22 protein-coding genes and 1 tRNA gene are annotated in these 18,490 nt (G+C 41.0%); all 23 read left to right on the forward strand.

The features are described from left to right. Positions 1 to 99 precede the first annotated feature (99 nt). Positions 100 to 807 carry a hypothetical protein gene (locus WC639_00245; protein ID MFA6306230.1) on the forward strand — a complete coding sequence of 236 codons (708 nt, stop codon included), beginning with the start codon at positions 100 to 102 and terminating at the stop codon, positions 805 to 807. Positions 808 to 957: 150 nt separating this feature from the next. After that, the gene (gene gap, locus WC639_00250) at positions 958 to 1,995 is read left to right on the forward strand and encodes a type I glyceraldehyde-3-phosphate dehydrogenase (protein MFA6306231.1); all 1,038 of its coding nucleotides are present in this window, start codon (positions 958 to 960) and stop codon (positions 1,993 to 1,995) included. Positions 1,996 to 1,999: 4 nt separating this feature from the next. Next, positions 2,000 to 2,386, forward strand: a complete 387-nt coding sequence (locus WC639_00255; protein ID MFA6306232.1) for a hypothetical protein — start codon at positions 2,000 to 2,002, stop codon at positions 2,384 to 2,386. Beyond that, positions 2,386 to 3,378, forward strand: coding sequence for an NADH-ubiquinone oxidoreductase-F iron-sulfur binding region domain-containing protein (locus tag WC639_00260; GenBank protein ID MFA6306233.1), 993 nt, complete (start codon positions 2,386 to 2,388; stop codon positions 3,376 to 3,378). The genes WC639_00255 and WC639_00260 overlap by 1 nt, the downstream gene beginning before the upstream one ends. Further along, positions 3,375 to 5,147, forward strand: a complete 1,773-nt coding sequence (locus WC639_00265) for a [FeFe] hydrogenase, group A (GenBank protein MFA6306234.1) — start codon at positions 3,375 to 3,377, stop codon at positions 5,145 to 5,147. Before WC639_00260 ends, WC639_00265 begins: the two co-directional genes overlap by 4 nt. A 17-nt stretch (positions 5,148 to 5,164) precedes the next feature. Beyond that, a complete protein-coding gene (locus WC639_00270) occupies positions 5,165 to 5,431 on the forward strand; it encodes a hypothetical protein (GenBank protein MFA6306235.1) in 267 nt (88 codons plus the stop codon). A 4-nt stretch (positions 5,432 to 5,435) separates the two neighbouring features. Next, complete coding sequence (locus WC639_00275) at positions 5,436 to 5,642, forward strand: 4Fe-4S binding protein (GenBank protein MFA6306236.1); 207 nt, start codon at positions 5,436 to 5,438, stop codon at positions 5,640 to 5,642. 152 nt (positions 5,643 to 5,794) lie between these two features. Further along, entirely contained in the window at positions 5,795 to 6,331 is a 537-nt protein-coding gene (locus tag WC639_00280) for a hypothetical protein (GenBank protein ID MFA6306237.1), read from the forward strand. A gap of 402 nt (positions 6,332 to 6,733) precedes the next feature. Next, positions 6,734 to 8,179 (forward strand): CCA tRNA nucleotidyltransferase, encoded by a 1,446-nt coding sequence (locus WC639_00285; protein MFA6306238.1) that lies wholly within the window; start codon positions 6,734 to 6,736, stop codon positions 8,177 to 8,179. A 3-nt stretch (positions 8,180 to 8,182) separates the two neighbouring features. After that, the gene (locus tag WC639_00290; GenBank protein MFA6306239.1) at positions 8,183 to 8,932 is read left to right on the forward strand and encodes a hypothetical protein; all 750 of its coding nucleotides are present in this window, start codon (positions 8,183 to 8,185) and stop codon (positions 8,930 to 8,932) included. Between the two features lie 4 nt (positions 8,933 to 8,936). Further along, positions 8,937 to 9,821 (forward strand): peptidylprolyl isomerase, encoded by an 885-nt coding sequence (locus WC639_00295; protein MFA6306240.1) that lies wholly within the window; start codon positions 8,937 to 8,939, stop codon positions 9,819 to 9,821. Between the two features lie 6 nt (positions 9,822 to 9,827). Next, a tRNA-Ala gene (locus WC639_00300) sits at positions 9,828 to 9,901 on the forward strand. Positions 9,902 to 9,966: 65 nt separating this feature from the next. Next, the gene (locus tag WC639_00305; protein MFA6306241.1) at positions 9,967 to 10,308 is read left to right on the forward strand and encodes a phage holin family protein; all 342 of its coding nucleotides are present in this window, start codon (positions 9,967 to 9,969) and stop codon (positions 10,306 to 10,308) included. Between the two features lie 353 nt (positions 10,309 to 10,661). After that, complete coding sequence (lexA, locus tag WC639_00310; GenBank protein MFA6306242.1) at positions 10,662 to 11,303, forward strand: transcriptional repressor LexA; 642 nt, start codon at positions 10,662 to 10,664, stop codon at positions 11,301 to 11,303. 5 nt (positions 11,304 to 11,308) lie between these two features. Continuing rightward, positions 11,309 to 13,237, forward strand: coding sequence for an N-6 DNA methylase (locus WC639_00315; GenBank protein MFA6306243.1), 1,929 nt, complete (start codon positions 11,309 to 11,311; stop codon positions 13,235 to 13,237). Between the two features lie 2 nt (positions 13,238 to 13,239). Next, positions 13,240 to 13,815, forward strand: coding sequence for a hypothetical protein (locus tag WC639_00320; GenBank protein MFA6306244.1), 576 nt, complete (start codon positions 13,240 to 13,242; stop codon positions 13,813 to 13,815). Position 13,816: 1 nt separating this feature from the next. Then, positions 13,817 to 15,181: a restriction endonuclease subunit S gene (locus WC639_00325; protein MFA6306245.1), complete on the forward strand. Its 1,365-nt coding sequence runs from the start codon at positions 13,817 to 13,819 to the stop codon at positions 15,179 to 15,181. A 13-nt stretch (positions 15,182 to 15,194) separates the two neighbouring features. Next, positions 15,195 to 15,320: a hypothetical protein gene (locus WC639_00330; GenBank protein MFA6306246.1), complete on the forward strand. Its 126-nt coding sequence runs from the start codon at positions 15,195 to 15,197 to the stop codon at positions 15,318 to 15,320. Positions 15,321 to 15,537: 217 nt separating this feature from the next. Further along, the gene (locus WC639_00335) at positions 15,538 to 16,053 is read left to right on the forward strand and encodes a DeoR family transcriptional regulator (GenBank protein ID MFA6306247.1); all 516 of its coding nucleotides are present in this window, start codon (positions 15,538 to 15,540) and stop codon (positions 16,051 to 16,053) included. A 64-nt stretch (positions 16,054 to 16,117) separates the two neighbouring features. Then, positions 16,118 to 16,513 carry a TspO/MBR family protein gene (locus WC639_00340; protein MFA6306248.1) on the forward strand — a complete coding sequence of 132 codons (396 nt, stop codon included), beginning with the start codon at positions 16,118 to 16,120 and terminating at the stop codon, positions 16,511 to 16,513. A gap of 19 nt (positions 16,514 to 16,532) precedes the next feature. Further along, positions 16,533 to 17,483 (forward strand): DUF4349 domain-containing protein, encoded by a 951-nt coding sequence (locus tag WC639_00345; GenBank protein ID MFA6306249.1) that lies wholly within the window; start codon positions 16,533 to 16,535, stop codon positions 17,481 to 17,483. Between the two features lie 61 nt (positions 17,484 to 17,544). After that, complete coding sequence (locus WC639_00350; GenBank protein MFA6306250.1) at positions 17,545 to 18,198, forward strand: trimeric intracellular cation channel family protein; 654 nt, start codon at positions 17,545 to 17,547, stop codon at positions 18,196 to 18,198. Between the two features lies 1 nt (position 18,199). Then, positions 18,200 to 18,481, forward strand: coding sequence for a DUF167 domain-containing protein (locus WC639_00355; GenBank protein MFA6306251.1), 282 nt, complete (start codon positions 18,200 to 18,202; stop codon positions 18,479 to 18,481). The last annotated feature ends 9 nt before the right edge of the window (positions 18,482 to 18,490 follow it).

An 18,490-nucleotide genomic window follows, 5' to 3' on the forward strand; every position in this document is an offset into this window, starting at 1 on the left:
AAAAATTAAGGTCAAAATTGTACCTTTAACTGCGAGCCTGATATTTCGGCATGGGGTCGAAATAAAGGGCAAGCCCAAATTACATAGGAGGATGTCGCCATGAAGAATTTGTCCCCATCCAAAGGTCTTAGCCGAGGCCAAATCGGCAAAATACAGGAGATGATAGGACACGGTATTTTAAAGTCAACCGTGTTTCAAGACACCCCGACCGCTGAAGTGGACCGGTTTATCAAAAAAGTCGGTCCGGGTTTAAGGGATGCCTGGGTGGAACTGCTGGAAAAGCGGTTTCAAGATTTTATCGGCGCAGAACTGCTGGAAAAGCGGTTTCAGGATTTTATCAGCACTTTTCTCATTCCGGTCGATTATGATGAACCGGAAGCGATCGCTAAGGCGATTGAAATGAATAAGTTCGACTGGAAATATGTCGGACTATCACCCGCGGAAATTCCGCTTGTCGGCACCGGCCGGGCTATATGGGATGTGCATGAAGTGCCTTTCGGCCGAATGATGTATAATAGCGACCTGCCGAACGCGCTTAAGCAGAGAGGCGAAGAGCTCGGCTATAAAGGCGGATTTAAGTTTGTGGATCCGCTTACCGCCCTGCGTTTCGCTTGGACTAAACCCGATCGGCAGAAGAAACACCAGTTGGCTATATCTTTTATAGACAAGGGGGGCCGGTCCTGGAGTCTTTGCCTTAGTGAGAATAACGGCGAGCGCCACCTGTACGTTTACCAGTTCAATCCCGGCGATAGCTGGGATGAGCATGTTCGCTTTCTGGCCGTCTGCGAGTTGCCCTCGGTCGCTTAGATTTTAAGCGTTTTTCGAATTTTTTGCCCTTTAGCATTTTCCCCGCGGAATTTTTATTCTTCCGCGGGTTTTTTATTTTTGGGCTGTTTTTTTGTTTTTAAGAATTTATGCTATAATAAATTACATAATTATTTTTTATAAATAAATTATATGATTAACATCGCAATAAATGGATTTGGCCGGATCGGCCGGGCGGTTTTTAAAGCTTTGCTTAATAAAAAGGGCATTAATGTCGCGGCGATTAATGATTTGACCGAGACTAAAGCGCTGGCGCAGCTGTTGCAGTATGACAGTTGCTACGGGATTTATGAAAAAAAAGTCAGCGCCGAGGCTGGTAATTTGGTAGTGGACGGTAAAAAGTACCAAGTGCTGGCGGAAAAAGAGCCGGCTAAATTGCCTTGGGGCAAACTGAAAATTGATATTATTTTAGAATGCACCGGCAGATTCTTAGATGAAGCTGGCGCCGGAGAGCATCTTAAAGCCGGAGCAAAAAAAGTAATTTTGTCCGCGCCCGCCTCCGCTAAAGCTACGGCGGGCAAGCCGTCTGATGACGAAAATATCAAAACTATCGTTTTATCGGTTAATGAAAAAGATTTAACCAAGAACGATAAAATTATTTCCATGGCCTCCTGCACGACTAACTGCTTAGCGCCGGTGACCAAAATAATTTCGGATAATTTCGGCGTTAAAAAAGCCATTATGTCCACTATCCATTCTTATACGGCCGATCAGAATTTAGTGGACGGACCGCATAAGGATCTGCGCCGGGCCCGCGCCGCGGCTGTGAATATCGTGCCGACGACTACGGGCGCGGCTAAAGCCGCGGCTAAAACCATGCCGGAGCTGATCGGAAAATTTGACGGCTTGTCTTTTAGGGTGCCCACTCCGGTAGTGTCGCTTTGCGATACGGTTTATATTACGGAAAAGCCGGTGACCGCGGAAGCGGTAAACGCAGTTTTTAAAAAAGCCGCGGCCGGAAATTATAAAGGCTATGTGGACGCGACCGACGAGCCTTTAGTGTCATCGGATTTTATCGGCAACCCGGCCAGCGCGATCGTTGATTTACCTTTAACCAAAGTTATCGGCGGCGATATGCTGAAAATTATTTCTTGGTATGATAATGAATGGGGGTATAGTTGTCGGCTGGCGGATTTATGCGAGTATATTAGTAAGAAAGGTTTAATTTAAGTTTATGAAAATTAATAATGTAGATTTGGTAATACCTAAAACATATTTTACTATTTTTTTGTTTACCTTGATTGGTGTGTTTACATTTCCTATCGTAGACGGGAATGATTCATTGATAATTATTGATGCATTTTCTTTGGTAAGCTTAGCGATCGGCTTTTGGCTTTTACTAAATAAAGGAATTTTGTATAAAGGGATAATAGACAGTGAAAATATTTTTAACCGTGTCGAAGGAGTAGGCAGAATGATTGATAAAATAAATAATCCAGAAAAAATTAAAAAAGATATAATTTTAATTAACCCTGTCTGGTCTATAATTTTTGGTTGTTTTTTTGTGATTACAGGGGTTGGCGGTTTATTTATAATGATAAAAATAAAATATTTACTATAATGCAGGATATCTTATCTAAAATTCAACAAGCCAATCTAGTCGGGCGCGGCGGCGCCGGTTTTCCTACGGCCCAGAAATGGGCGGCGGTTAAAAATGCTGTCGGTGATAAAAAATATATCATCTGCAACGCGGCTGAAGGCGAGCCGGGCGTTTTTAAGGACGGCTATATTTTAGAGCATTATCCGGAAAAAGTGATAGACGGCATGAAAATAGCCATTGATTTTTTAAACGCCGAAAAGGGCTATATATTTTTAAATTATGGTTATAATAAAAAGTTAAATAAAAAATTAGCCGCTTTGTTAAAAGATTCCAAGATTGAGATATCGGTTAAGCCGGCCAACGCCGGCTATATCGGCGGAGAAGAAAGCGCGGTTTTAAACACCATTCAGGGTAAAAGGATTGAGCCAAGGTTAAAGCCGCCGTTTCCCACAACCGCCGGATTATGGAACTGCCCGACTTTAATAAATAATGTGGAAACTTTTTATAACGTCAGTTTAGCGGCGGCCGATCAATATAAAAATAAAAGATTTTATACGATTACCGGCGATTGCCTTAACGAGGGAGTTTATGAACTGCCGGATAATTTAACCATTGAAAAACTGCTTAAGCAAACTAAAAATTATCCGAAATTTCCTTTTTTCGTGCAAATCGGCGGCAATGCCTCGGGCGAAGCCTTAAACAGCGCCCAGCTTAAAAAGCAGGTCTCGGGCGCCGGTTCAGTCGCCGTTTATAGCTTGGCTAAAAATAACTATAAAAAAGTCATAAAAAACTGGCTTACTTTTTTTATCAACGAGTCTTGCGGCATGTGCGTGCCTTGCCGCGAAGGCACTTACCGGCTTAATGAAATATTCAGTAAAGAGAATATTGACTGGGAGCTGTTTAATGATTTACTGGATAATTTAAGCGATGCTTCGCTTTGCGCCCTCGGCGGCTCCGCGCCTATAGCCATAAAAAGCTTTATGAAAAATGTTTATCCAATTTTAAATAAATGAAAAAAATAAATTTAAAAATAAACGGCCGGGAGATAATCTGCGATCAAGGCAAAACCATCATGCAAGCCGCCAGAGCCAACGGGATTGCTATCCCCGGCTTATGCGGCCACGCGGATTTTTCGCCTAAAGCCAACTGCCGGATTTGCGTGGTGGAAATCGCCGGGCGCAAGGGCCTGGCCACTTCCTGCTCAACTCAAGCCGAAGACGGCATGGAAGTCAGGACCGATACCGAGCGGGTAAAACGTTCGCGCAATTTAAACATTGAATTAATTTTCGCCGAGCATATTGAAAAATGCCCGACTTGCATTTGGCGGGTTAATTGCAAATTATTGGAATTGGCCGATAAATATAAAATTGAAATAACAAAATTCAGCGACCGCAAAGCCAAGCGCAAGGTTTATAAATTCGCCAACGCGGTGGAGATTGACGGCACGCAATGCATTGACTGCCGCAATTGCCTGGAGGCTTGCAATACGCTGCAGAAAATAAATTATTTGGAGTTAAAAGGCAAGGGGATTAATCAAGAGGTCGTGCCGGTTGGCGAAACCAGCATTTTTCCTTTTATCCATAAAAAAGCCGATAAAGTTGATTGCATTTATTGCGGCCAGTGCGCCGTGCATTGTCCGGTCGGCGCGGCCCAGGAGCAAGCCCATTGGCATCTGGTGGAAAAAGCTTTGCAGGATAAATCCAAAATCACGGTCGCCCAATTCGCGCCGTCAATCAGGGTAAGCATCGGCGAAGAATTCGGCGCCGAGCATGGAAAAATAATGTCCGGCCAAGTCGTGGCGGCTTTAAGAAGGCTAGGCTTTAATTATGTTTTTGACGTGAATTTCGGCGCTGATATCACTACCATGGTTGAAGCCGAGGAGCTAGTGGAAAAAGTAAAATCAGGCGGAACTCTTCCCATGTTCACTTCCTGCTGTCCGGCCTGGGTGAAATATATTGAATTTTACCGCCCGGATTTAATGCCGAATTTAACCACGGCGCGCAGCCCGCAAATGCACAGCGGAGGCCTCATAAAAACTTATTGGGCGGAAAAAATGAAGATTAACCCGAAAAAAATCGTAGTGGTTTCGGTTATGCCGTGCACGGCCAAAAAATTTGAAGCCGATCGGAGCGAATTAAAAATTAACGGCCAGCCGCCGGTTGATTACGTCATAACCACGCGCGAATTAGCCTGGCTGATAAAAAAGAACAAAATAAATTTTTGCCGGCTGAAGCCGGCCGCGGCCGATAATCCTTTAGGCGAGGCCAGCGGGGCGGCGGCGATTTACGGCGCCACCGGCGGAGTCATGGAATCGGCTTTAAGGACCGCGGAATATTTATTAACTACGGCCCAAGGCTCGGTCTGCGCCGAAATAAAAGACAAAAATAAATTAAAGCTTTGCAACAGCCGGATAGAATTTAAGGACGCGCGCGGCCAGGCCGGCGTTAAGGAAGCTGTAATTGAAATGGCCGGGAAAAAATTAAGGATCGCGGCCGTTAACGGCATCGGCAATATCGGGCCGATTTTAAAAAATCTTAAAGACTATGATTATATAGAAGTTATGGCCTGCCCGGACGGCTGTATCGGCGGCGGCGGCCAGCCGATTCCGACCAACGCGGCTATCAGGAAAAAAAGGCTGGAAGCTTTGTATAAAATTGACGGCCGAAGCAAAATTCGGCGGGCGCATGAAAACGAAGAAGCGGTCGAGGCTTTAAAATGGCTGGAAGGCAAAGGCAAGCTTAAAAAGCAGGTGCTATATACCGGGTATAAAAAGAGACGATAAAAAATAATTAAAATATTATGGCGACGAAAAAACATTTAGGCACGATTACGATTTTAGTTAAAGACCGCCACGCCAATTCACCCGACGTCAATAAAGTATTGAGCGAACAGGGCAACTTAGTTATGGCGCGCTTAGGCGTTAACGTCCAGCCGCTTTGCGCCAGTAATTGCTACGGGCTGATTACCGTCGCGGTCCAGGGCACGGCCAAAGAAATCAGCGCGCTGACTAAAAAGCTTGACGGCCTCTACGGCATCGTAGCTAAAAGCTTAATTATAACCGAGTAAATATATGATAAAAATAGATTATGAAAAGTGCTGTTTTAAAGACGGCAAATGCTCAAGCTGTTCCTGCGGCGGGGCATGTACTGGCTGTGTTGAAGCTTGCCCGGTTCAGGCGATCAGCCGAAAAAAAATAGTTGAAGTTGATCAGGCAATCTGCATAAATTGCGGGGCTTGCGTTGCTGCCTGTAAGCACGGAGCGATTACTTTGGTTTAAGTGGCATATTTATTTATTAATTTCATAATAGATTGGGCTAAATTTATTAAATTTTCTTCTGCGGAACTCGCCCGCTTGAAGCGGCCTCAAACAGTCCTCGTTCAAAAATTTAATAAATTTAGCCCAATCAATAAGTATAATTTACATAATATATGCTTAATATCATTAAAGAAGAAGTTTTAGAAAAAGTTAACGTCCGGTCTTTAAGCGAGTTTATCGGCCTGGCCGGCTTAGCTTTATTCCTGCCATTTTTTATCCATCTGCAATGGATAACCGGCCCGATCGTCAACGCCATTTTAATTTTAACTTTATTTTTAGCCGGCATAAGAAGCGCCATGGTTGTAGCGCTGGCGCCGAGCTTAATGGCTTTAGCCGGCGGGCTACTCCCGGCGGTTTTAGCGCCGACCGTGCCTTTTATTATGATCGGCAACGTAATTTTTATTTTAACCGTTGATTGGTTTTATAATCAGGCTAAAGACAGCGGCCGGGGCTATTGGCTGGGGGTTATTTTCGGCGCGGCCTTAAAATTCGTTTTTTTGTTTTTAAGCGTTGGCTTTATTACCCGCTTGCTATTTAAGCAAGAGTTGGCGGTTAAAGTGGCCGAGATGATGAGCTGGCCGCAATTCGCCACCGCGGTTCTCGGCGGCCTGATTGCCTGGATAATTTTAAAATGGCTGAAGAGGTTTTAAATTGTGAATAACTTGTGGAATAATAGTTGAAAAGTTAGGCATTTTACGTCTTGACTATTTTTAAAGTTTTTAATATGATAAATAGTCTGGAGAGTAAGAAAATATTTTTATAAGTACTCCCTCGCGTTTGAGAATAACATTTTTGATTTAACTACTGCTATTAGCAGATAGCTTAAATACAAATTTATAAATTTATAATATTATTCTCTCGGGGGTAAGTCAACTAAAAATATAATTATTATTCTCCGCCATATTTAAAAGATTGCTATATGCTAATTTATAAAAAATAACCCCATTTTTTTGGGGTTATTTATTTTTGGGATATTTTGACATAAAGAATTATTTATTGTATATTTTAGCTATAATTAAGGCGTAAATTGCCTTAAATTTTTATGTATTTTTATGCAGATCCCTGATTATGTAAAAAATATAGTGGAAAAATTAGAGCAGGCCGGCTTTGAAGCCTACGTCGTGGGCGGTTGCGTGCGCGATTTACTAATGGAAAAAATACCTAAAGACTGGGATATAACGACTAACGCGCGGCCGGAAAAAATATTGGAAATATTTCCTCAAGGCAAATACGAAAATATTTTCGGTACGGTTTTATTGCCGATAAAATCGGCCAACGGCGAAACTCAAGATGTAATAGAAATAACGACTTACCGCTCGGAGCAAGGCTACTCGGACCGCCGGCATCCGGATAAAATTACTTTTGAAGACAGTTTGGAAAAAGACCTGTCGCGGCGCGATTTTACGGTTAACGCTATGGCGCTTCGGCTGTCGGGTGAAAATCAAGAAATTACAGATCTGTTTGGCGGGGAAAAAGATTTAAAGAAAAAAATTATCCGCGCCGTGGGCGAGCCGGAAGACAGGTTTAAAGAAGACGCTTTGCGCATGATGCGCGCGGTCAGGTTAGCCTGCCAGCTTAATTTTTCCATAGAAGGCAAGACCGAACGGGCGATCATGAAAATGGCCGGCGGCATTAAATTTATTTCCGGCGAACGGATCCGCGATGAGCTCGTAAAAATAATGGAAACGGGCGAAGCTTATGAAGGCGTAATGATGCTTCATGAATTCAAGCTATTACAATACATTATTCCCGAGCTGGAGCGCGGCGTTGGCGTTAACCAAAACAAGCACCATGTTTATACGGTTTTTAAGCATAGCGTTTTGTCTTTAAAATACACGCCCAATAAAAAATGGCAGGTTAAATTCGCCTCGCTGCTCCATGACATAGCCAAACCGCAGACCAAGAGGATGATTAAAGGCGACGCCACTTTTTATAACCACGACCTGGTCGGCGCCAAAGTGGCGGCTAAAATTATGCAAAGGCTTAAATTTTCCAGCGCTGACACGGAAAAAATAACGACTTTAATCAGGAACCATATGTTTTATTATAATGTCGGCGAGGTCACGGAAAGTTCGGTGCGCCGGCTAATCAGAAAAGTCGGCGAAGAAAATTTAGCCGATTTGATTGATCTGCGCGTTGCCGACCGCTTAGGCTCGGGCGTGCCTAAGGCCAAGCCGTATAAACTGCGCCACCTTGAATATATGATGGAAAAAGTCAGGTTTGACGCGGTTTCGGTTAAGATGCTGAAAATCAACGGCGATGATTTAATGAAGGTTTTAAAGATAGAGCCCGGGCCGAAAATCGGCGCGATTTTAGACGTCTTGTTATCCGAAGTGATTGAAGATCAGTCGTTGAATGAAAAAGCCTATTTGGAAAAACGGAGCTTGGAATTGAATAAAATGGATTTGCGCGAGCTGCGCGAACAAGCCAAAGAGAAAATTGAAGACAAAAAAATGGAAGACGACGAAGAGATAAAAAAAGAATTTTATGTTAAGTAAAATATGAAAAAGAATATAATCGCGCTAAAAAATTTTTATATTTTTTTATTTATAATAATTGTTGCTGTAATTTTGCTTACTCCCTGGCTAATCAGGCAAGGCTTTTCCATTCTTGATGAAGAAACTTTAGAAGTAATAATCATCGGCCTGCTTTTTATCGTCAGCTATGTCATTTATGTTTTATATCAAAATGAAATTAAAAAAAATTTAGAGGCGTTAAAAGATTCAGAAAATCATCGGCTAACGCTTGAAGAAAGGCTGGACGAAGCTTTTAAGCATATCGGCCAAGTGAATGTGCAGATTCAGGAAATCAGGTCTATTTTCAGCGGATTGAAGAAATATCCGGAAAACAAAAATGATTTTAAAAACATTTTAAAATATTTTGCCGAAAAAGTATTAAGCATCATCGCCGTTGACTGGGTTTTGTTTAAAATAATTGACATAAATAGCGTTAAAACTTTAGGCGAGCATAGCCAATGCCGGGAGGGCGCGGTTTTTCCGATAAATAAAATCGGCAACCACGATTTGATTGATAAAATCAGCTTGGAAGCATATAATATTTTACGCTCCGATCAGAATGATTTAAAAATTAAAGTTTATTGCATTACTCCGAAAATTGAAATCGCCAAACAAACGGAGATATTCATTAAAGCGGTTGTGAACCAGCTGGAGATGCTGTTTTTAATTTTTTCTTCAAACTATTATAAAAATAATAAAATAATAAATAATCAAGAAAATATTCAGATATTTTAATTATATGAAAAAATTAATTTTACCGGCAATATTATTGCTGGTTTTAACCGCCTGCTCTAATAGCCAATTTAGCTATGACGAATCGAGCGCGCCTAAAACTATGGACAATTTCAATGAAGCGGATATAATAGGTAGAATGACCGATCTAAAAAACGGCTTAACGCCGAAAATCAAACCAAGCGGCAAATCCGCGGCCGGCGGATCAAGTCAGGCGGCGGGGCAAGCCGCGGCCGAGCCAGCCGGACAGAGACAGCTCCAAAATTTAGCCGCTCAATATGACGGCGCGGTTATTAAAACCAATTTCGGCGATTTAACGGTTAAATTTTACGCCCAGGAATCGCCGGTGACGGTGAATAATTTTTTAAATTTGGCCAAAGACGGTTTTTATAACGGCACGAAATTTCATCGGGTGATAAAAGATTTCATGATTCAGGGCGGCGATCCTTTAAGTAAAGACGATGATTGGTCAAACGACGGTACCGGCGGCCCGGGCTATAAGTTCCAGGATGAAATCAACCAGCATAAATTAGTGCGCGGCAGTTTGGCCATGGCCAATTCCGGACCCAATACCAACGGCTCGCAGTTTTTTATCGTTACGGCCGCGGCTACGGCCTGGCTTGACGGCAAGCATACGAATTTCGGCTATGTGGCCGGCGGGCTGGAGGTAATGGAAAAAATAGAAAAAGTTAAAGTCAACGAGAACGATCATCCGACCGAAGACGTTATTATAAATAGCATTGAATTAACCAAAGGCGGAGCCGGCGATCAACCGGAAATTACCGGGCCGGAACCGGCGCCCGGCGCCAGTTCAACTCCGGAAATAAATTCGGCCAGTTCAACCTCCGCGGTCGGAGAAGAAGAAACAGGGGATTTTAAATTAAAAGAATAAATTTTTGGGCCTATGGTCTAGTGGTATGACGCGACATTCGCATTGTCGAGACGCCAGTCCGATTCTGGCTAGGTCCACCAAAAACGATTTGTCATTCCCGCGCAGGCGGGAATCCATTTCATTATAAATAATAAATAACAAATTTATGTCCATTATCATTAAATGGCTGGTCATGGTCTTAGCGATTATGATAAGCTCGTATTTAATTCCGGGCGTAGTCGTGGCCGGATTTTGGGCGGCTTTATGGCTGGCTTTGTTTTTAGGGATTATCAATGTTTTAGTCAAGCCGATTTTAATTTTAATAACTCTGCCGATTAACATTTTAACTTTAGGCTTGTTCACTTTTGTCATTAACGCTTTGCTGATTTTACTGGCATCGTCGGTGATTGAAGGTTTTTCGGTCGGCGGTTTTTGGATCGCCATGCTGTTCAGCATTGTTTTATCGGTTGTCAGTTATTTTTTAAACGCTTTGACAAGGGCGAAATAAGAATTCAGCCCCTTTTAGCAAAGGGGTCGCCCATAAGGGCGGGGGATTTTATTATTCGTAATTAATAATTGATTTTCGGGCCATCGTATACCGGTAGTACGCACGATTCGGGTTCGTGTAGACTGGGTTCAATTCCCAGTGGCCCGACAGGTAAATAAAAAAGGTTCTCTTTGGGATTAACCCCAAAGAGAACCTTTTTCGTTGTGATCCAATAATGCAGCCTAATTCCTTCTTATTTTTAATTTTATATTTTTCCTCTTAATTAGTTGTGGATAAGTATTTTTTAAAATAGCTATTATAAGCTATTTTTTATTATTTGACAGTCATATTTTAGTCATATATAATATAGATATATGATAAAAAATATTACTCCAAAACAGAAAAAAGTACTAGAAATAATATATAATAATATAAAATCTACCGGCTTTCCTCCCACTTTAGCCGACTTAAAGAATGAATTAGACGTATCTTCTAACCAGGCAGTTTTAAATTATTTAGCGGCCCTTAAGAGTAAGGGGTGTATCGAGCGAGCAGAAGGACAAGCCAGAGGAATAAGAATTTTGCCTTTAGGCTATAAGATTTTAAATAAAGATCAGTTAGTGCCTGTCGTCGGCGAGACTGCGGCAGGCCCTTTTATTGAAACTCTTGAAGAAACTTCATTCACCTGGACCTCTCTGCCGGGGCAGATATTGAACGATGAAAAAATTACTCAATCAAATGAAAAAATGTTTGCCGTAAAAGTCAACGGAGATTCAATGATAAATGTCGGGATTGATAATGGCGATATGCTTTTGGTAAAAGTAGTTAAAGAATTTAAAAGCGGTGATATTATCCTGGCGAGAACCGACGCAGGAACTACCGTAAAAAGATTTATAGCTGACGGAGGAAAGAGATATTTAAAACCGGAAAATCCGAATTATAAAAATATTACTATTATTCCCGGCGAAGTGGAATTCCAAGGCAAAGTAATTTTAAATCTTAGTAAAGTAAAATAAAAAATATGGCAAATCAAAAATTAGCCAGTGAAATTATCGGTAAGATATTTCGTAATCCGGATATGCAATACGGCTTATCCGTATTTGAAGGCATTAAGCCGGAGTTAGTGCTTGAATTTTCAGAAAAAGACGGAAAATATTATTTAAAGTGCCTGAAGAGAAATAAAAATTTGGTAGCCAAGCCGGAGGAAATTATCCGCCAGCTCATGGTTTATAAATTGATTAATCAATATAAATATCCGCTTGACCGAATTGACGTTGAGGTTGACGTGCAATTCGGCCGGGAAGTCGGAAAAAAACGAGCCGATATAGTTATATATCGCGACGACGGCAAAACGCCATATTTAGTGGTAGAAGTTAAAAAACCGGACGTTAAAGACGGACTGGGGCAGTTAAAAAGTTATGCCAACGCTACCGGCGCGCCCATCTTAGTTTTAACCGACGGGAAAATTCAAAATAATATTTTGAGGACTGATCCGAATCTTTTTGAAGATCTCTTGGAGATTCCTAAATTTAATGAAACCGTGGAAGACGTGCGCTCTAAAAAAATCGTTTATGAAGACCTTGAAGAAATCGCCAATTTAAAACAGCTGATTTACGATTTGCAGGAAGTTGTTTTAGCCAATAGCGGGGTTGATTCTTTTGATGAGATATTTAAGCTGATTTACGCGAAACTTTACGACGAAATTGAAACTCCCAGAAATGAAAATAGGCGATTTAGGGTTATGGCCGGCGCGACGAATAAGGAAAACTTAAATAATATTTGTCGTTTATTTGAAGACGCTAAAAGCCAATGGCGGGATGTTTTTAAGGCCAATGACGAAATAGAAATTCCGGAAAACGTAGTCGTGCCGGCGGTTTCTCTTCTGCAAAAATATCGGCTTTTCGGCTCAAACCTGCAGATTATAGACGATGCTTTTGAATATCTTATTAATTTGGACGCTAAGGGAGAAAAGGGCCAATATTTTACGCCGCGGCACGTAATTGATATGGCGGTAAAGATGCTAAATCCGACCTCAAAAGATTTTATTATTGATTCGGCGGCCGGCAGCTGCGGTTTTTTGCTGCACGCCATGCAATATGTTTGGCAAAACGAACTGACTAAAGTTAAATATGGCGACAGTTATGATGTTAAGCAAAAAGATTATGCCGAAAAGCATTTGTTCGGCATTGATTTTGATCCGCGCTCGGTTAAAATCGGCAAAGCCATGATGCTTATCGCCGGAGACGGGAAAACCAATGTAACTTATGCTAATTCTTTAGATTCGGAAATTTGGAGCGAAGAAACGAAAGCGCGCTTCCGTCCGTTTTTGCGGACATTTAAAGATAGCGAAGAAAGTCGGAGAAATCAGGAAAAGATGAGTGATTTTAATTTTGACATAGTTTTAACCAATCCGCCGTTTGCCGGAGAAATAAAAGGAGTTTTACTTAACCGGTATGATCTTGGCTTTAAATGGGATAAAAATTTTGAAAAAACTTCAAAGCATCAAAATAAAGTTTCGCGCGACGTTTTATTTATTGAACGCAACTTAAATTTTTTAAAGCCGGGCGGGCGCATGGCCATAGTTTTACCGCAAGGAGTATTAAATAATACCCAGATGGAATATGTCCGAAAATTTATTTTAACTAAAGCTAGGCTTTTAGCGGTCGTCGGTCTGCACGGCAATACCTTTAAGCCTCATACCGGTACAAAAACTTCGGTAATATTTTTGCAAAAATTGAACGAGGGCGAAGAAGCACCGAAAGACTATCCGATTTTTATGGCGGTTTCTAAAAAGGGCGGGAAAGATACATCCGGGGAATATATTTATAGAAAAGATAAAGATGGAAATGTTATGTTTAATATGGAAGGTAAGAAAATTATTGACCATGATTTGGATGAGATTGCGGAGGAGTTTGAGAAGTTCGCGAAAGAGCAAAAAATTAATTTTTAATTATGACTGAATTAGTAAATATTTGGTTTTATACATTAAGTACATCTGCGCAGGTGCTAGCCGCCTTAGTTGGACTTTTTGCTGTATTTGTAGTTTATAAATTACAAGGGCTAAGCTCTTCCCTCGAGGATGTGCGGAATATTACCGTAAAAATTCTATCTCATTTTTCTCTTAATACAACGGATTTTACTAAATATAGCGAGGAAATGCTTGGCGTAAAATCTGACAGAGAATTAATATTAGTATTCAATAAAATTTTAGAAGTGCGCGACAAAGAACCAGATAAACTGGGGATAAAATCTTACCCTATTAAAAGTAATTTATTTCAAGAAAAGTATTATAACTTAAATAATGAGACAAAAACTTATTATGAGAAAAAAGTGGAATTAAAAGAGGATATATATAAAAGACTTAAAGAAAGTCTTATTTTTGGATTTATTTTAATTTCTGTTTGCATCCTTGAATTAAGTTTTACTAATTATTTGGTTAACTTTAAGGTTTTATTTTTTACTTCCATAGCTATTGTTTTGTATATGATATCAATTTTAAAAAATATTTATTTAATTTCTGCTTCCTAAAATGATTATTTACTCAATAATCCAAAAATCAAAACTTGAAGGCGCTTTGCGGATTGATGCTGAATATTATCAGCCGGAATATTTAGAATTGGAGAAAAGGCTAAATTCATTAAAAACAAAAACTATAGATGAAATTTGCGAGTCTGTTATTAGTTTTGGAGCGTATTCACTTACAAGTAATATAGTATGGAAAAATGATGGGGTGCCTTATATTAATGTTGGCGACATCCATAACGGATATATTAATTTTAGCAATGTTAAATATATTAGCGAAAAAGTTGATGGGATTTTGAATAAATCAAGGGTAAATAACGGCCAAGTTTTACTGACAATGGCAGGTACGATTGGCAATGCAGCCGTGGTACATAATATTCCTCGGCCAGCCAACGCTAACCAAGCGATAGCCAAGATTACTCCGCTCAAAGGTATTTCACCATACTATCTAGCGGCATTTTTAAATTCAAAATACGGCCGATTACAAACACAGCGAGAAATAGTCAGTAGCGTTCAGGCAAATATTTTTCTTGGAACTATTAAAAAATTCAAGATTCCCGTTTTTAATAACGCGGAAACCAAGGAAGTGGAGCAAAAATATAAAAACTTTCTTAACGAGCTTGAAAACTTAAAAACTTTTTACGCGCAAGCCGAAAGAATACTTTTTGAGGAATTAGAATTAGTTGATTTTAAGGCAGATAAAAGCTTATTTTCCGTCGTGAATTTATCCGAGGTAGAAGATGCCGATCGAATAGATGCCGAATATTTCCAGGAAAAATATAAAAAGTTGGTAAAAAAAATAAAATTAAATAACGCAAAAAGACTGGGAGATTTGGTTTCAATAAAAAAAGGTTTTGAGCCGGGAAGTGAACAATATTATGAAGAAGGAAAATTATTTATTAGGGTCAGCAGTTTATCTGTGAATGGAATTAATTTAACGGACGAAAAATATTTAAGTGAAAAATTGTATAATGAATTAAAAGATAATTATCAGCCCAAAGTCGGAGAAATTTTATTAACTAAAGATGCTACGCCCGGAATAGCTTATACCGTTAAAGAACCGGTTGAAGGGATAATGTCGGGCGGGATTTTAAGATTAAAAATAAAAGAAAATATCAATGCGGAATATTTAACCCTTTGCCTAAACTCTGTTATTGGGAAAATGCAGGCGGAACGGGATTCCGGCGGATCGGTTATCGCTCATTGGAAACCTGAACAAATAAAAAACATGTTGATTCCAATTTTGCCGAAAGAAATTCAAGAAAAAATTGCTGATTTAGTACGGCAGTCGCACGAAGCGAGAAAAAAGGCCAAAGAGTTATTGGAAGAGGCAAAATTAAAGGTTGAGGAAATGATTGAGAATAAAAAATAATTATTTATAAAATATGTTGAAAAAATTGAAATTAGAGAAAAAACATAAAGTTAGTTTAAAGTTAGAAAAAAAGGGTGAAGCAGTATCGCTAAATAATGAGCCAAAACACCCGATTAAACTCAAGCTTGAAAAAAAATAATTTTAACTAAGATAGAGCTTACGGAATGATTTGGAAGGGTGAGAGAGTTAATATTAATGAAATTTATCAATCCAATAGCGATCTTAAAATTATCAAAAACAGGTTAAATGGCCTGTTTTTGTTTTACTTTTAATTTAAGCGAAAATAAGGTATAATAGAAGTATGTTTTTAGATTTTATCCAAATTATTATTGGTAAATATGCAGTTATAAATTTTTATGCCAACCGAAAATACCAATGAACCAATAGTAGAAACCCCAACTCCGCCGGTTGAGCCTGCGGCAGAGCCTGCTATTCCGATCGTGGCACCTGTGCTAACTCCGGAAGCTCAACCGCCTGCGGCCGAAACTCCGCCGCCGCCGGCAGAGCCGGTTAACGCGACAAACACCTCACCCCCCGCCGACGCTGAAGCTATGGCGGGCGAGCAACCCTCTCCTTATCAAGGAGAGGGAGCAAAGCAAACCGGCCAACCCTCTGGAGAGGGAGCAAAGCAAACCGGCATAACCGCTTTGCTTATGAAAGCCAAAGAGAAAATTCAGTTTAGGAAGCGGGCGAAATTGGAAAAGATTATGGCGCTGGCGCAAAGCCGGGGAAAAATTACCAATAATGACGCGCAAAAACTTTTGCGCGTGTCTGACGCTACGGCTACGCGCTATTTAGCCGAACTGGTAAAACAGGGGAGATTAAGGCGGGTTGGGCCGGCCAATAACGCTTTTTATGAAATTAACGGCTAATTCGCGGGTCAGTTGATCCGCGGCCGCGGCTCATTTCCACCATTTGAGCCTTAAACTTAAATATATGCCTAACTACGATTGGTATGCCCAGCTTATTAAGCCCGCCTGGTCGCCGCCGGCCTGGCTGTTCGGCCCGGTCTGGACTTTGCTCTATGTTTTAATCGCGGTTTCTTTCGGCAAAGTATTTTTAATGGCCTGGCAGAAGCAAGTCACCCTGCTAGTGGCTTTGCCCTTCGCGCTTAATTTGCTGTTTAATTTTATTTTTACGCCCATCCAGTTCGGCTTGAAAAATAATCTTTTGGCGGCGGTTGATATTCTTCTGGTTTTAGGCACTTTAATTTGGGCGATGATCGCGATTTGGCCGCATGCCAGATGGATCGCCTACGCGCAGATTCCGTATTTACTTTGGGTGTCGTTCGCCACGGTTTTACAGCTAACCATAACTTATTTAAATAAATAATTTTTTTAAAAACAATTTTATGCCAATGCAAAAGTATCTGAAAATCGCCGGGTTTATCGCGCTGGTTATTTTGGTTTCATATTTCGGCATCATGGCCATGCTTACGGGCATGGGCAATAAATCTTACAACACTTTGTCCGTGGAATCGGGTGCCGGCATGGGAATATTCCAAACCGCGGCGCCGTCAATGAAATCCGCTCCGATGTTTTCCGGCGAAAGCGCTAGGGATTCGGCCGCGACCATAGAGCAAGCGCTAAGCCCGAGCTCGGTGGTTCAGCCGATTGATAAAAAAATCATAAAAACCGGAGACTTAAGCTTAAAGGTTGAGCGCGCGGAAACCGCGGCCGAGAGCATCACCAATATCGCCAAAGTGAACAAAGGCGAAGTGGCCGGCTCCAATTTTTACGAATCCACCCGGGGCGTAAAATCCGGCTTTATTACCGTGCGCGTGCCGTACAATAATTTTGACGCCGCCTTTGCCGAAATAAAAAAAGTCGCCACTCAAGTCGTTTCCGAGTCAAGCAATTCCCAGGACATAACCGAGCAGTATATTGACCTGGAAGCGCGGCTTAAAAATAAGCAAGCCGAGGAAGTGTCGTTTGCCGCGCTATTAAACCGCGCCGGCAAGCTTGAAGAAATAATTTCCGTAACCAGAGAGCTGGCCAGGGTGCGCGGCGAAATTGAACAGCTTCAGGGCCAACTGCGCTATTTAAATTCCCAAACCGATATGTCAACCATCACGGCCAGCTTAAGCGAAGACGTGGAAATCGCGGCGGCCAGCCAAGATTGGCGGCCCTGGCAGGTAATTAAGCTTTCGGTTAAACAGCTTATAACCGCCGGCCAGAATTTCGTTGACGGCCTGATCGCTTTTTTGATTGTCGTTCTGCCCATGCTCATAATTTACGGCCTGATAATCTGGGCGCTTTACCTTATCGGCAAAAAAATTTATAACCGGACTAAAGGCTTATAGTTGAAAAATAGAGAATCAGTACCGGCGATTTTATAATTTATTTTTTTAAGCATAAAATAATATGATCTATCTGCTTGACCTATTGGGCACGCTGGCTTTTGCCGTGGGCGGAGCCTATAAAGCCAAAGGCAGAAAATTAAATTTATTCGGCGTGGTTTTTTTAGGCGCCATAACCGCGGTCGGCGGCGGCACGATCCGCGACTTAATCATCGGCCGGACGCCGCTATTCTACCTTAGAGATTCTAATTATCTCTTAATCTGCTTATTGGCCGGACTGGCGACATATTTGCTCCCCAATTTTTTTAAAAAAACTTATTCCATTTTCCGCTTGATTGATTCAATCGGCTTGGCGGTTTTCGTGATCATCGGAGCTTCTATCTGCCAATCTTTTTTATTTAACGGCGCGATCCTGCCGACGGTTTTATCCTCTTTCGCCTGCGTATTCTTAGGCATGCTGACCGGTTTCGGCGGCGGGGTTTTGCGCGACGCTATCATGGGCGATACGCCCTTTGCTTTAAAGCCCGGGTCAAATTATGTTTCCAGCGCTTTTTTCGGAGCTTCCATTTATTATTTTTTAATGTTTTTCAATAACAATCTGGCGATATTCATATCAATTATTACTACTTTGGTTTTACGGGAAATCGTGTCAGAATACGGGATATATAAAAAGCTAGTAGTTAAAAAATCATTTTTTAATAAAATCTTTAATAAGTAGCATGGATAATCCAATTAACCTTATAAAATTTAAGGCGGCGCTCGAAAAAAATAAAGAAATTTATCTGCGGATTAAGGCGCGGCCGGGCGCGGCTAAAACCGGCCTTAAAGAGATTATGGCGGACCAGACCATTAAAATAGATATAGCGGCGCCGGCCGTTAAGAATAAAGCCAATCAAGAATTAATAAAATTTTTAGCCGGACAATTTGCGGTAAATAAAAATAATGTTAAGATAATCAGCGGAGCGGGGGAGAGGGTTAAATTAGTAAAGATAGTAAAATAATAAAAGAAA

The sequence above is a fragment of the Patescibacteria group bacterium genome, from assembly GCA_041662965.1.
Classification (GTDB): domain Bacteria; phylum Patescibacteriota; class Patescibacteriia; order Patescibacteriales; family GWC2-42-12; genus JACPHD01.